The sequence below is a fragment of the Desulfurispirillum alkaliphilum genome (assembly GCF_055378285.1).
Genome location: NZ_AP042405.1, coordinates 2,401,652 through 2,415,537, shown reverse-complemented (window position 1 = coordinate 2,415,537; position 13,886 = coordinate 2,401,652). Strand labels below are relative to the sequence as shown.

General features: G+C 55.6%; 11 protein-coding genes and 1 riboswitch. Of the genes, 4 read left to right on the top strand and 7 right to left on the bottom strand.

The genetic code is table 11. The features are described 5' to 3' along the window. Nucleotides 1-3 precede the first annotated feature (3 nt). Nucleotides 4-1,386, bottom strand: coding sequence for a leucyl aminopeptidase (locus ACZ46I_RS10850; protein ID WP_464280788.1), 1,383 nt, complete (start codon nt 1,384-1,386; stop codon nt 4-6). Nucleotides 1,387-1,506: 120 nt separating this feature from the next. Here ACZ46I_RS10850 and ACZ46I_RS10845 point away from each other — a divergent pair, with 120 nt between their 5' ends. Next, on the top strand, nt 1,507-1,905 hold the full coding sequence (locus ACZ46I_RS10845; protein ID WP_464280787.1) for a hypothetical protein: 399 nt from the start codon (nt 1,507-1,509) through the stop codon (nt 1,903-1,905). Between the two features lie 799 nt (nt 1,906-2,704). Here the strand turns inward: ACZ46I_RS10845 and ACZ46I_RS10840 are convergent. The 6 genes from ACZ46I_RS10840 to ACZ46I_RS10815 form a co-directional block, all read right to left on the bottom strand. Then, complete coding sequence (locus ACZ46I_RS10840) at nt 2,705-3,394, bottom strand: sulfite exporter TauE/SafE family protein (RefSeq protein ID WP_464280786.1); 690 nt, start codon at nt 3,392-3,394, stop codon at nt 2,705-2,707. 60 nt (nt 3,395-3,454) lie between these two features. Further along, a complete protein-coding gene (gene htpX, locus ACZ46I_RS10835) occupies nt 3,455-4,339 on the bottom strand; it encodes a protease HtpX (RefSeq protein WP_013505839.1) in 885 nt (294 codons plus the stop codon). A 690-nt stretch (nt 4,340-5,029) separates the two neighbouring features. Continuing rightward, nucleotides 5,030-7,261 (bottom strand): OmcA/MtrC family decaheme c-type cytochrome, encoded by a 2,232-nt coding sequence (locus ACZ46I_RS10830; RefSeq protein WP_464280785.1) that lies wholly within the window; start codon nt 7,259-7,261, stop codon nt 5,030-5,032. Nucleotides 7,262-7,711: 450 nt separating this feature from the next. Beyond that, complete coding sequence (locus tag ACZ46I_RS10825; RefSeq protein ID WP_226508997.1) at nt 7,712-9,067, bottom strand: sigma-54-dependent transcriptional regulator; 1,356 nt, start codon at nt 9,065-9,067, stop codon at nt 7,712-7,714. After that, complete coding sequence (locus tag ACZ46I_RS10820) at nt 9,064-9,441, bottom strand: response regulator (protein ID WP_226508998.1); 378 nt, start codon at nt 9,439-9,441, stop codon at nt 9,064-9,066. The genes ACZ46I_RS10825 and ACZ46I_RS10820 overlap by 4 nt, the downstream gene beginning before the upstream one ends. Continuing rightward, on the bottom strand, nt 9,438-11,432 hold the full coding sequence (locus ACZ46I_RS10815; protein ID WP_226508999.1) for an ATP-binding protein: 1,995 nt from the start codon (nt 11,430-11,432) through the stop codon (nt 9,438-9,440). Before ACZ46I_RS10815 ends, ACZ46I_RS10820 begins: the two co-directional genes overlap by 4 nt. Before the next feature lie 190 nt (nt 11,433-11,622). Between ACZ46I_RS10815 and ACZ46I_RS10810 the strand changes: the two genes are divergently transcribed. The 3 genes from ACZ46I_RS10810 to cbiM all read left to right on the top strand — a co-directional run bounded on the left by ACZ46I_RS10810 (nt 11,623) and on the right by cbiM (nt 13,881). Further along, a complete protein-coding gene (locus ACZ46I_RS10810) occupies nt 11,623-12,372 on the top strand; it encodes a hypothetical protein (protein WP_226509000.1) in 750 nt (249 codons plus the stop codon). Nucleotides 12,373-12,433: 61 nt separating this feature from the next. Beyond that, a riboswitch (cobalamin riboswitch) is annotated at nt 12,434-12,611 on the top strand. A gap of 153 nt (nt 12,612-12,764) precedes the next feature. After that, on the top strand, nt 12,765-13,241 hold the full coding sequence (locus ACZ46I_RS10805; protein WP_049871102.1) for a hypothetical protein: 477 nt from the start codon (nt 12,765-12,767) through the stop codon (nt 13,239-13,241). Beyond that, a complete protein-coding gene (gene cbiM, locus ACZ46I_RS10800; protein ID WP_226509001.1) occupies nt 13,228-13,881 on the top strand; it encodes a cobalt transporter CbiM in 654 nt (217 codons plus the stop codon). The genes ACZ46I_RS10805 and cbiM overlap by 14 nt, the downstream gene beginning before the upstream one ends. Nucleotides 13,882-13,886 lie beyond the last annotated feature (5 nt).

Sequence of the window (13,886 nt, the reverse complement as noted above, 5' to 3'; positions counted from 1 at the left end):
GCTTTAGAGATCCTTGATCAGAGCGTAGAAGGTGCGCACGCCGCTGCCAGTGGCACCTTTTTTATGGAAGTACTCCTTCTTTCCATCCCAGGCGGTACCCGCCACGTCCAGGTGTACCCAGGGGGTGTTTTCGGGGACAAATTTCTGCAGGAAAAGACCAGCGGTGATGGTTCCCGCTTCCTTGCCGCCCACATTCTGCATGTCGGCGAAATCGCTCTTCAGCTGCTCGTCGTACTCAGCGTAGGCGGGCAGTTGCCACAGGCGTTCGTGAAGAATCGCTCCTTTCGCGGTCACTTCGCGGGCGTACTCGTCATTATTGGAGATGACGCCGATGGCATGGGAGCCCAGGGCCACGACGCAGGCGCCGGTGAGAGTCGCGATATCCACAATGGCGGAGGGTTGAAAGGTTTTTGTGCCATGGGCCAGGGCATCGCACAGAATCAGGCGACCTTCGGCGTCAGTGTTGATGACTTCTATGGTCTTGCCGTTGCAGGCGGTGACGATATCGCCCGGCTTGTTGGCGGTGCCGCTGGGCATGTTCTCCGCAGCCGGGACTATGCCCACCACATCCTTGCGGATCCCCAGCGAGCCCATCAGGTGAAAGGCACCCAGAACCGCTGCGCCTCCGCACATATCATACTTCATCTCTTCCATGGATGCCGATGGCTTGATGGAAATGCCGCCGGTGTCAAAGGTGAGGCCCTTGCCCACCAGCATCAGGGGAGCTTTCTTCTCTGGTGAGGTATTGCGCAGGATGATCATTTTTCCCGGTTGAGCACTTCCCTTGGCAACACTGTAAAACGCTCCCATGCCAAGCTTCGCGGCCTCTTCCTGGTCAATGACGGTGCATTCAAAGCCAAACTGTTGCGCCAGCTGGGTGGCGGTTTGGGCCAGAGAGGCCGGAGTGACGATATTTCCCGGCAGATCGCCCAGCTCGCGGGTGAAGTTCATGGAAGCCGCGATGGCCATGCCTTCCTGGAAGTCAGTTTCATGACTGGTGCAAAAAAGCCCTTGTACCTGCCACTGGGGGTCTTTTTCGTCAACACTTCTGGTTCTGGTGTAGATGTAGGAAGCCAACACCGCGCCCATGGCGCAATCGCGGGCAGCTTCGCCGCTATCCACTGAGAAAGCCATATGGGAGAAGCGCGCTTTGCGAGCCACTTTCAGGGCGACTGCTCCAGCAACCATGAAGCGGTCTGAAGATTTTTCATCACAGCCCACATAGAGAAGATAGTCGCTGCCATTTTTATAAATCACAGATTCCTTGGGCTTTGCGAAAAAACCCAACCGCTTGAGCTCCTGGGCATGGGAAATTCCTTCCAGTTGAGCCGGGGACAGCAGGGTGACTCTCAGGGCGTCGGGGTGTGTTTCAAAGACGAGGGACATAGTTCTATCTCCTTAAAAGAAAAAAGCCTCACGTCCACTGAAGAACGCGTGGCGTAAGTTGGTGATTGATTTGCATATGTAACACGCCACCATGTCAAAAGCAATATTCCAGGAGGATGTATGGAACCAATGACCGATGAAAAAATGCGCCAGATACTCAATCAGATGCGATCAACGGAGCCAGTGGCGGAAACCATCCATCGTTTTGAACAGACCTACACCATGGTCAAAAAAGAGTACGCCAAAGCAAGGGCGGTATATGAGAAATTTCTGCCTGATGTTGAAGACTTCTGCCCGGAGTTTTCCGAATACATCAGGACCACGGCACCCTTTGAAAAACTGCCAGGAGAAAGCTACCTGGAAGCAGAGGACCGCGCCATGGACTTCCACGGCGAGATCCTGGAGAAGATGCACCTCTTTTTCACGCGCCTGCCCAGCATCCTCTCCTATGATCAGCTGGAACAGTGCCCCACACTGAAAGAGTATCTGAAGCAGTGCGAGATGGAGCAGGCTGTCTAGCAGGCTTTGAACTGAAGCATTGCATCTTATCGCCTCGAATTAAGGTGATATTGTACCAATGCTTACCGCGCAGAAACAGCGTTCATTTTGCATGCTTGTCATCTCGTATTCGTCTTTATGTTTGCGGATATTGTCCTTTTTGACCGCGCAAAAAGGACGCAAAAACGCGCCCCCCGAACGCCCGTTTTTCCGGCTCGTTTGCTCGCCTGTTCTGGAGATCCGGCAGCAGGCTGCTCAAAGAGGCCCATCTGCTGCGTTGCAGGGCATCGCTCGTCACTGCGACGTACAGGGAAGTACGCCTCACTCCTTCGCTTCGCCCGCGCCTTGCACCTGGGCCTCTTTGCGTTGCCTGACCCCTGCATCCTTGCAGTGCTGCCGGACCACTCACTTCCTGTGAGTGTCCCGTTCGGGTCTTGCCAGCCAGGCGTCGCACTCATCGGACGGGCTCAGGGGGGAACGGCCTGTTTCTGTCTCTCCCCCGTGTGCTGGCCCAGCCAGGACGCGCCGACTGGAACGCTATGGACCCGCAGGGTTGCCGCCACGAGGGCGGCAACCGCAAACCAAAAGCCACGGAGGGCGGTTGTTTGCGGTCCCCAGTTCCAGGCAAGCGGGCGGCTGAAAAGGACAGCACTGGGGGCCGCTTTTGCGCCACTTTGGGCGGGTCCAAAGTGGCAAAGAAACTCATAGACAAGGCGAGGGCAATGTCAAGCGACGCAGTTGTGCGGAACCATTCCGCCATTTCAGCATATCATCTGGAACACGCAGACAACCTGTCGTTTCGGGGAGCGAACGTTCAGCTTTAAGTGACCGGAAAAACCCCTGTCAGCCTGGCAGCCTTGTAGAGAAAAACCGCCGCGAAGAAGAGGATGCTCAGTCCAGCAAGAGTGTTGAGCAGCCTGCGCAGCCCCTGGTAGCGTTTGAAGAAGTCGATGGAGATGGCCAGCAGATACATGGGGGGAATGGTGCACAGCCCGAATACCCCCATAATCAGCGCGCCCTGCAGGGGTGAGCCGCTGGCTGCCGCCATGGCGGCAAAGAAGTAGACAAAACCGCAGGGCAGCAGACCGTTCAAAAGTCCCAGGCCGAAATAGCTCCACAGCGAAGGGCTCCGGGTAAAGCGGCGGAAGGTTTGTTGGAAAACGCCGCTGGAAGCCGGATCCCACAGCAGGGGAATCCGGCCCACTCCCAGAAACTGCAGGCCGATTACAACCATGAGCAGCGCCACCGCCACAAAGAAGATACCGTGCAGGGTGCGGTCAAGTCGAAAGGCGATACCCAGCAGCGCCAGCAGGGCGCCCATGGCCACGTAGGTTGTGGTGCGCCCCAGGTTATAGAGCAGGTGTCCACTCAGACGCTGCCAGCGGCTGAGTGCTTCCCCCTTGGCGGTAGTGTAGGCAACCACGATGCCGCCGCACATGCCGATACAGTGGCTGAATCCACCCGCCAGAGCTATTCCCGCGATAAAATAGAGATTGTCCAGTATATCCATGGCAGTGTCCTGAAAAAGGCCTGGAGACGATGCTCCAGGCCTTTGGTAATGGAAGAATCCTTATCTGCGATTACGCAGGGCAGCGATACGATCGTCCAGGGGCGGGTGCGTCATGAAGAGCTGCTTGATGCCGGTGCGAACGCCGGAGTTGATGCCGAAAGCACTCATGGATTCTGGCATCTCATCGGGCAGCCCCTGCTCGCGCTTCAGGCGCTCAAGGGCGGCAATCATGGGGCCCGCTCCCGCCAGAGAGGCACCAGCCGCATCGGCACGGTATTCACGGCGACGGGAGAACCAGAAAACGATCATGGAAGCCAGGATGGCCAGAACGATCTCCGCCACAATAGTTACGATGTAATAGCCGATGCCCAGGCCACGCTCGGTCTTGAAGACCACGCGATCCACGGTGTAACCGATGATGCGGGCGAAAAACATGACAAAGGTATTCACCACACCCTGGATCAGGGCCAGGGTTACCATATCGCCGTTGGCCACGTGGCCGATTTCATGTCCGAGCACGGCGCGGATCTCCTCGTCACTGAAACGCTGGAGCATCCCCTGGCTCACCGCCACCAGGGCGTTGTTGCGATTCCAGCCGGTGGCAAAGGCGTTAGACTGCTGAGCCGGAAAAACGCCCACTTCAGGCATGCCGATGCCGGCTTTCTGGGAAAGCTCACGCACCGTCTGCACAAGCCACTGCTCGCGCTCGTTACGCGGGCGCTCGATGATAACGGTGCCAGTCCCTTTTTTTGCTATCCATTTCGAAAGCAGCAGGGAGACAAAAGAACCGGACATGCCGAAGACAAAACAGAAAATGAGCAGGCTGGTCAGGTTGAGCCCGGTGCCCGAAGCATCCAGGATGGAACCAACGCCCAGCAGGCTCAGGGTAATGCTGGCGACGACAATGACCGCCAGGTTGGTAGCCAGAAAGAGCAGTATACGCATGGAACCCTCCTTGAAGAGTTAGCCGGCTGCTGAAAAACCCCCATCTGCGGTGTTGTCCGCTGTCGCGCGTTGCTGCAACGTACGGGAAGTACGCTTCACGCCTCGCTCTACGGGTGTCTTGCACCTGTGGGTTTTTCAATTGCCTGCATGATTTGAGGTATTTCAGCAAGCTGTTAGCCGGCTGACAAACCGTTCGTGATATCTGAATTCGCTGTTTCAGAGGCTCAGAATAATACCAGAATGCAGAGCGTTGACAAGTGTTTTCGGTCAGGCTCCCAAGAGACAAACCCCCATGGCGAGAGAGATCGTCATGGGGGTTGTGAAGAAGAAGGAGAGAGAACTCCTGTGAGATGTCGCGGTATGGGGCCGGGACATCCTGGCTGCACTCCGCGTGAAGCGCACTCAGCATGGCCTGGCGAGTCAGAATATCACCATTGGGCGTACTGGCAGAGAGCAGTGCTGAGCAGAACGAACAAAACCATACTGAAAGCCGCGAGGAAAGGCAGGCGTAACACCACTGGCATCGTAAACTCCCTTTTCATGAGAAAATTGGGGGAGCCAGGCTCCCCCGGAATCAGGAAAGAATGCGGCATACACCGCGTCTCCGAGGTTCAGGTGCTGATTGCACCCCGGAGAGAACACGGGCCCATGCGGGCCCGTGCCTGACCGGCTGTGCCGGGTTACAGGATATTACTCATGGCACATGGCGCATGCTTCGCGGGCATTGCCGGCAGCAAGGTCAGTATGGGAGCCCTTACCGACTTTTCCGGCAGCAATCATGCTGAAGTGCTCCCAGGTACCTGTTTCATCGGCATGGCAGGATACGCAGGTGGACATGTGGGGAAGGTTCACGCCTTCATCGTAGTTGGCAATCACTCCGAGGCGCTTGCCGGTATCCACGGCCTTATGGCTGTCATTCATGTGACATGCCGTGCAGTCTGCAATGGTGTTGGGATAATTTACCGAGTAGTTACGATACATGAAGCCATCAGCGGCAGCATAGCGTCGCTCAAACTTGTCACGGTTTTCGCCCAGGCCATGGATAGCGTGCACGATATACATCAAGTCCACGGTTCCCTGTACTGCGCTGGCGTCACGACTGAGCGATCCGGCGTTATGACAGGCGATACAGCCAACGATATCCACATTGGCGCGGGTGTGGTGACGGTAGACATCGGTGTGACAGCCAACACAGCTGGCGGTGTCCACAATCTGGCGACGCTCACCAAAGGTTTCCACCTTGGTGGCTGCCAGGGCAAAAGTGCCAACATAGGTATTCGGTTTGATGTTTTCACCATCGATGGTGATACCACCGCTGGCGGTGTTGAAGGTACCCATGATGGTCACGTAACCGTAACGACCGGCTTCCGCGGCATCCACAAGGGGCTCTGCAAATGTCGTGGTGGCGATGGTGTTGCCTGTTCCAAGGGTGGTTGTGTCACCTGTCACGGAGACAAACTGGGGATGGCCCTGGGCACCATTCGTGCCACGGTTGAAGCCATCATTGGTGAAGTCGTCACCAGCACCCCAGCCAATGGCCACTTCAAAGTTGCCAAGGGCAGCAGCCGCAGCAAGGTCGATGGCCACGCCATCTTTCTCAATGGACCATTTCACAACAGGTGCTTGTCCGGCTACTGCCTTCTCCACACTGTGAACCACGAACACATAGTCATTGGCCGCCTGGATGGCGCTGAGGGTTGGGGTTATGCTGTGGATTGCATCCATGTTTTGCCCATGGCAGGCACCGCAGCTCGCTTGTCCAGTGTTCGCGGTATGATTATCTTGAGCCACGGTAGCGTTGAAAGGCGCATCGGTATGACAAGTGATGCAGTTTGAAATGTTTACATCGTTTCCATCACTTATAGCCGGGACGGTGATATTCCAGTTGTCCCCACTGACGTGACATGCCGCGCAGTTCTGTGGCCCATTGCCACGACCAAATGCCCAGTCGGGGAAGCGGATTTCGCCGTAAGTAGATTCAGCAATAGGGTATGGGGTATCTCCGTGAATTTTGTGGATCATGGTCATCATGTCCACGGGAGCCCAGGCCGTGTCAGTGGAGTTGGAACTGTCAAAAGTCCACTGGTTATGGCAGCTGGCGCACAGCTGCGGGTCGTGACGGCGGTCACTGTGGGCTCCAAATGCGGTGAGACCATTGCCACGGTCACCGTGACAATCAATACAGGAGAGCAGGGCAGTATCCGTGGCAGTGGGATTATCCACAAAAGCACCGCTGCCATTTACATAGGCTACTGCGGTAAAGCGCTCGCCCTGACGGCTGGTCACCCCGATACGGTAGACCGCATCGGCATCCCAGGCGCCGTGTGTATTGATGCTCGTCACAATGGGATCAGCCACTGCTCCGGTTGGGGCAGTGTGGGTCCAGTACGCGCCCTGGGTGAAATCGATGGCACTGCCTCCATGGCTGATGGTCCAGGTGAAGGAACCGTCTGCATTGGCTGACAACGCGTTTGCTCCTTCCATGCGCAGGTTGCTGGCGCGGATTACGTTTTCATCACAAGCAGCCTCTGTGCCCAGGTGACAATCAGCGGTAGGATCACTACTGTTATGATTGTAAATTCGATTGCGCTGCAGCATGCTGATCCAGTCGCCTTCGCTGTCAACATACTTGGCAATGGTGAACTCGACACCGACCTTGCTCTCGTCCTCAAGGCCATCGACGGTAAAGGTTACGGTGAACTCCCCATTGGTTACAGTCACTTCAGATATTTCAGAAGGCAGAAGCTGGCGGGGTTCATGGCCTGGTACGTTAAACGTCGCCGGCTCCAGCTCCTTGTACTCATGGATGACGGTTGTCACCCCGTCCTTCCCATCGCTGCCGCAGCCGGTGGCAAAGCCAGCGGCCAGGGTTACCAAGGCTATCATCAGATAGCGGGTCGTGTTTTTCAACTTGTGTAACATAGACTCTCTCCTGTTCTTGATTTCATAGCGTACAAACTTCCTGGAATTCCTTGAATGTAAGGGTTCAGCACCTCCGCATTCTTTTCCTCTCGAGGTGCCATGGTGCTCTTCTGCCCATGGCTGCCTCTTCTTGTGAAGATGTTTGCAAGTGAAGTGCCGAGTCTGTATCGCTTTCATTAGAAGAAACTTACAAGAAGTAAGCCTGAGGTGTCACCGAGAGAAGTGTTCAAAATCGGGCGCCTCGTCAGGGGCGCCAGGGCGTACGTCGAACTTTGATGCCAGCTGGCAACAACGTCAGGGAAGTGTTCAGAATCCGGCAGGTGTCAAGATGAAACCATTCACGGCGTCAAATGCGCAATGGCAAATCCAACACAAAGGCTACCGGTAACGAGGGCATGAGGGATATGCGATGCCGGCTGATACCGCAGATGGAGTTCCCTGAGCAGGCTGTCAGGTGTCCAGGTCGATGCCGTACTTCTGCATCTTGCTGTAGAGGGTGCCGCGGGCTATGCCAAGTTCACGGGCTGCGCTGCTGAGATTTCCCTGATTGCGCGTTAAGACCTGACGAATCAGCGTGGATTCGACAGTTGCCAGGTTGCTGTCAGGGAAGGTGACCGGGGTCGCAGCGGGGGCCTGGGAAATGTTCACGGGCAGGTGTTCGGGGTCGATCTGCCTGCCGTTGCAGAAGACGGCCGCGTGCTCTATAGCATTGGCAAGTTCACGGACATTGCCTGGCCAGGGGGATGCTTTGAGAATAGTCAGGGCGCGGGGAGAGATGGAGGGTATGGCCTTGTTGTTCTGCTGGCTGTACTTCTTCAGGAAGAATCCGGCGAGCAGGGGGATATCCTCAACGCGCTCGCGCAGTGGTGGCGCGTGCAGGGTGATGACATTGATGCGGTAGTACAGGTCGTCACGGAAGGTTTTCTGCTGCACGGCTTCGCCAAGATTGCGATTGGTCGAGCAGATAATTCGCACATCAACCTCGATGGTACGTGTGCCGCCCACTCGCTGAAAGCTGCCCAGCTCCAGTACTCTGAGCAGGGCGACCTGGGTGGTTATGGGAATGTCGCCAATTTCATCCAGCAGAATGGTTCCGCCGTGGGCTTCCTCAAAGAAGCCTTTTTTTTGGGTGCTCGCTCCGGTAAAGGCTCCTTTTTCATGGCCAAACAGGGCGCTGTTGATGAGCGTCTCGGTGAGAGCGGCACAATTGACGCGTATAAAGGGACGATCCTTGCGTTGGCTGCGGGCATGGATGGCTTCGGCAATAAGCTCTTTTCCAGTTCCGCTTTCGCCAGTGATGAGCACGGTGGAATCTGTGGCGGAAACGGCGGCGATCTTCTGGTAGATGGCAAACATGGCCCGATCTTTGCCTATCAGGTTCTCAAAGCGGAATTCATGTGTGGCGGTTCCCTGTGATGTCTTCAGGAGCTCCAGGTGATGACAGATGCCGTCAAGCTGTCGTTTGACCATGGTCATGTCCAGGGGTTTCACCAGATAGTCATAGGCACCGGCTTTCATGGCTTCAACAGCTTTGGCGGCTGAGTCAACACCGGTTATGAGGAGCACGAAGATATCGGGGTACTGCTCCTTCAGGTTTTGCAGAAGCGCCAGTCCATCCATGCGGGGCATGAGCAGGTCGGTGAGGATAATCTGGGCGGGGAAGGTCTTCAGTATATCCAGGGCATCCACCCCATCCCCGGCGGTTCGCACTTCAAAGCGCTCATCATCTGCCATGGTGCGCAGAAAAAGCTTCGCGTAGGCGGGTTCATCATCCACATACAGCAGGGGAATTTTCTGTTCATTCATATGGGCTCACTCCTGGTTATGGCGCGAAGCAGTTCCTCTGTCTTCCATGGCTTCTGCAGAAACTGGATCATGGAGTGCTGGCGCAGCAGATCCATCACCCCCGGAACATCAGCGAAGCCCGAAAGCATGATAGCCCTGGCATTCGGCCTGACGCGAAGGGCCTGCTCAAGGAATTGCAGCCCGTTCATGCCGGACATGCGGTAATCGCTGATGATAACGTCCACAGGCTCCTGCTGCAGAATCTGCAGGCCCGCGAGGGCATCGGCGGCGGTGTGGACGGTATGGCCCTCCATCCGCAGCTGGCGCCGCAGGGTATTGAGGATGTTGGCTTCGTCGTCAACGCAAAGTATGATCGCGCCATTTCCACTGCTCATGGCGCGATCCCGTCTCGCGGGAGCCGGAGCGTGAACGTGGTTCCCGAACCGGGGGCACTGTGTATCAGCATATCGCCATTGTGCCTGCTGATAATATCATAGACGATGCTCAGCCCGAGGCCAGTTCCGATCCCCGACGGCTTGGTGGTGAAAAACGGCTCGAAGATTTTCTCCATCTGCTCTTCGGGTATCCCGCATCCGGTATCACTTATGGAGACGACAACATGCTTCTCATCGGTCCGAGTGCCAATGGTAATGGTGCCCCATGTCTCTATGGCCTGGGCGGCATTTATGAGCAGATTCATGAATACCTGGTTCAGCTGCTGAGGATAGCAGGGAATCAGGGGAAGATCGCCGTAATCCCGTATCAGCTCAGCTTTGTAACGGATTTCATTGTTGATGATCCCTATGGTGCTTTCCAGACACTCGTGAATATCGGTCATTTGAATCTCAGAGCCCTCTGGCCTGGCGAATCCCTTCAGGTTCTGAACGATGCGACTGACGCGCTCTGTTCCCTCAAGTGACTCGTCCAGGATATCCCTGAAATCCCCCATAATGGCTTCGACGCGGCAATCCGCTCGCAGCTTGGCTATGGTTGCCGCCATTTGCGGACTCTCCGCAAGGAAATGAGCTTCTTTTTCCAGGTACTGGGTGAAGATACCATGATACTTCTGCAGTACTTCCAGGTTGCCGCTGACAAAGCCGATGGGATTGTTAATATCGTGGGCGACGCCGGCAGCCAGTTGACCGATGCAGGCCATTTTGTCCTGCTGCAGGATCGTGGCCTGCTGCGCCTGCAGCTCGTTATAGGCCTTTTCCAGGTCAAGGTTTAATTCATGAAGTTTGGCCGTTCGCTCTTCAACCCGCTCCTCAAGATTCTCGTTCAGCACACGTAGATTCTCTTCAGCCCTGGCGCGTTCGCGGACTTCCCTTTCCAGTTGCAGATTGGCCCGTGCCTGATTGTCCACTTCCTGCTCCAGAAGCAGGTGAGCGTGCTGCAGCCGCCGCTCAACTCTGCCCAGTACGGAAAACGCGAAAACAAAGAGGCCCATGCAGAGCGCGCTGCTGAAGAGCACGACCCGGGCAGTGAACTGACGAAAGGAGCTGACTTCCAGGGTCATATCCTTGAAAATAACAAATTCGCCGACATGGTCTCCGGCCACATCCTTCAATACAAAAGCGCGGGCCAGCAGGGTACTGTCATGGATCTGGAGCGTCTTGCCATAATCGGAGTACAGGGAGTCCGTTGCCATGATTTCCTGAACAAGTTCCTCCGGTATGGCCAGGGTCTGGTCAATGACAACCATATCCGGAAGCATTTCCCAATGCCCATCCCGACCGAGCAGCGTCATGCCATCCTGCCACTCCTGCTGATTCAGGGCGGACTTATAGAGGGCAATGAGAAAATCAATCTGCGTAATGGACTGCAGTTCATGGAGGATGGAGTCGATCTCCTGACCCAGCTCAATATAGCCAACAAGCTCTCCTTCAATGAACCAGGGGTAGACGATGCGCAAGGTAAACGTACCCGAGCCACCCAGCTCAAGTCCCCATGAAGGCTTTCCGGTTTCCATGGCGCTAAGCTTTGTGTGGCGCGGTGCGGATTCCCGCGTATTCTCGGGGTCATAGATTCTCAGGTACGTTGAGCCCGCGGCGTCATGGAAATAGAAGTGGGTGATGTTCTGTCCCGCCGATATTCGCTCAAAGAGTGTTGCTCCGTGCAGAATCAATGCATCGCGATCCTTCTGGATCATTGCCTCCTGAAAGCGGTGACGGTCAGCGATGAACTCGGTAATGGAGAGCATGGTAAGACTACGATTCTGCAGCAGGCTGGTGAGAATACTCTGCACCCGCTGATACCGGTTATCAAGGCTGTTTGCATAATCATCGAGGCGAATCTGGTAGCTGGCGTACACGAAAGCGCTGACAAGCACAATAAAGGTGAGGGTCAGAGGAACAAGTACCTGCCTTCTGATTCTGTATCTGGTCATCTCTCCTCCACGCGTCAGTTCCCCGCAATATAGCGCATGAAGTGACAAAACCAAAATGAAACCGATTTTTATGAATACTACGGGGTGACACGAAAATAAATTTCGTAATATTTTTCTTGACTTTTTCGAGCGATAAAGCGTAGTTGTGGCAGGAAATACCGTGTATATGCACGTTGCAGGGAGATTTTCCATGAAGAAAACAATGCGATCTACCGGGCTTTTCCTGGCCAGCACCCTGGCGCTGCTGTCATGCTTCAGCATGGCTTCTGCCGGAACGCTGAAATTCTTTGCCAATGGCGAAGAACTGATAACCGAGGGGTTTATGAGTCCGAAACTCACCAAGGATGGCTGGCAGCTGAATTTTGACCACGCCTTTGTGGTGCTCCAGAATATCACGGCCTACCAGACTACCCCGCCCTTTGACCCCGAGGTGGCCGATGCCATCACCTACAGCGCCAAGGCTTCCCTGGAAGGGGTTCATGTGGTTGACCTGGCCCGCGGCAGCGTGGAAGAGCCACCAGTGCTGGTAGGTGTCGTTGAGAACGTCACGCCTGGTCACTACAATGCCCTTTCCTGGCAGGTTGTCAAGGCGGAGTCGGGCATGCTCAAGGGAGCGTCTATGGTGCTGATTGGCACCGCCCGGAAGGATGGTCGCAGTGTCAGCTTTCAGATAACTTCCGATGACGTTGCCACCTATCGCTGTGGCGAATTTGTGGGTGATGAGCGCAAAGGATTTGTCAGTAAGGACGAAGACGGTGATCTGGAAATGACGTTTCACTTTGATCATATATTCGGCAGAGCCGACAAGGATGCTGACGATGATGTGAATCTCGAAGGTATCGGCTTTGCTGTTTTCGCCGCTGGCGCTGACAGACTGAAGCTTCAGGGTATGCATGTGGGTCATGCCGGCGAAGGACACTGCAGTGTCCAATGGCACTGAGTCACTGCTGAAGAGGTGCAATGGCAGGTATCTTGACAAATGGGTACAGGTACCGTAAACACGTTTAGTTCTCATTTTCGGTGCCCGTATCCGGGTGAAAAGGGAAGAGGGGTGCAAATCCCCCGCGGACCCGCCACTGTAAGCGATGACGATGGATCACAAGCCACTGGCCCGTGCCGGGAAGGCGATCTGGAGGATGATTCGCAAGCCAGGAGACCTGCCGGAAAGTACACACGACCCTTCCCGGGTATGGAAGGCGGGTGCGCAGAGACGTTGGGGTTAACAGCCACGACGCCTTCTGGGTTCTTCCGTATCCGGGGCAGATCCCAGGAGGCTTTTTTATGTCCAGTGCGAGCTCTTGTTGTTCCCCCAGATATTCCGGAATATCACCGATGGTAATCGTTTCGGGCACTACCGTGTCAATGCGGTTTGCCCTGCTGGTTCTCTGTGCTTTTCTGTTGAGCTCGGGTATTGCCCATGCCCATGGTGTGGTTACCCGTACGGAAATCCAGAGGGTGATCTTCGTGGAAGCTATCTATGAGGATGGCACGCCCATGGCTGGCGCCCAGGTGGTGGTCTTTTCGCCTCAGAATCCCCGCACGCCCTGGCTGACCACTGTGGCCGATGAGCAGGGGCATGTGCGCGTTACCCCGGATCAGCAGATTTCAGGTACCTGGAGCATTCAGCTGCGACAGGCGGGCCATGGGGCCATGATCCATGTTGATCTGGGCGATGAGGATATTACCATTACTTCCCGTACAGAAACAGGAAGACTGCGCACCCTTCTCATGTTCGGCCTGGTCGTCTGGGGTGCTGTGGGAACGGCGCTCTATTTCCGCAAAGGAAAGAAGAGTCATGCATATTCCTGACGGCATATTGCCACTGCCGGTAACTGTTGGAGCCTTTGCGCTCACTATTGGCCTGACGGCGGTGGCAGTGGCAAGAATCAACCGCATGGCAGACCCCCGGGAAGGGATTCCCCGCGCGGCGCTGTTTACGGCAGCTTTCTTCGTCCTCTCCACTGTGCATATTCCCATCCCTCCCACCAGCGCGCACCTTATGCTCAGTGGCATACTGGGTGTTATGCTGGGCTATTACGCGCTGCCAGCGGTGGTCATCGCCATTTTTCTGCAGGCAATCATGCTGGGCCATGGCGGGCTGACCACCATAGGCATAAATTCCCTGATCATTGGTATTCCTGCACTGGTGGCCAGTGGGGTTTATCGGATGATGCGTCCTGTGGCCATGCGTGGCGGCAACCACCTGTATCTCGGACTGGCTTTTTTTGTGGGCTCCCTGGGGTCGGTGCTGGCAGTCATCATTTTTGCATCAACCGTACTCCTGTGGATGCCAGTACATATAGACGCTGCCGCTGAACGGGCGGCTCTGCTCGTCCTGGTGCTGGTGCATATTCCTTTAGTCCTCCTGGAGGGTGCCTTCTGTGCCTGGCTGGTGCACTATTTTCAGCGAACCAGCCCTGCGCTGCTCGACGAAAACATGGAGGCATAGCACGA

Bases quoted from the DNA above. Each gene is read 5' to 3' on its own strand.
- ACZ46I_RS10840 (WP_464280786.1), bottom strand. From the start codon at position 3,394: ATGGATATACTGGACAATCTCTATTTTATCGCGGGAATAGCTCTGGCG.
- ACZ46I_RS10805 (WP_049871102.1), top strand. From the start codon at position 12,765: ATGGTAATCGTTTCGGGCACTACCGTGTCAATGCGGTTTGCCCTGCTG.
- htpX (WP_013505839.1), bottom strand. From the start codon at position 4,339: ATGCGTATACTGCTCTTTCTGGCTACCAACCTGGCGGTCATTGTCGTC.
- cbiM (WP_226509001.1), top strand. From the start codon at position 13,228: ATGCATATTCCTGACGGCATATTGCCACTGCCGGTAACTGTTGGAGCC.
- ACZ46I_RS10810 (WP_226509000.1), top strand. From the start codon at position 11,623: ATGAAGAAAACAATGCGATCTACCGGGCTTTTCCTGGCCAGCACCCTG.
- ACZ46I_RS10815 (WP_226508999.1), bottom strand. From the start codon at position 11,432: ATGACCAGATACAGAATCAGAAGGCAGGTACTTGTTCCTCTGACCCTC.
- ACZ46I_RS10825 (WP_226508997.1), bottom strand. From the start codon at position 9,067: ATGAATGAACAGAAAATTCCCCTGCTGTATGTGGATGATGAACCCGCC.
- ACZ46I_RS10830 (WP_464280785.1), bottom strand. From the start codon at position 7,261: ATGTTACACAAGTTGAAAAACACGACCCGCTATCTGATGATAGCCTTG.
- ACZ46I_RS10845 (WP_464280787.1), top strand. From the start codon at position 1,507: ATGGAACCAATGACCGATGAAAAAATGCGCCAGATACTCAATCAGATG.
- ACZ46I_RS10850 (WP_464280788.1), bottom strand. From the start codon at position 1,386: ATGTCCCTCGTCTTTGAAACACACCCCGACGCCCTGAGAGTCACCCTG.
- ACZ46I_RS10820 (WP_226508998.1), bottom strand. From the start codon at position 9,441: ATGAGCAGTGGAAATGGCGCGATCATACTTTGCGTTGACGACGAAGCC.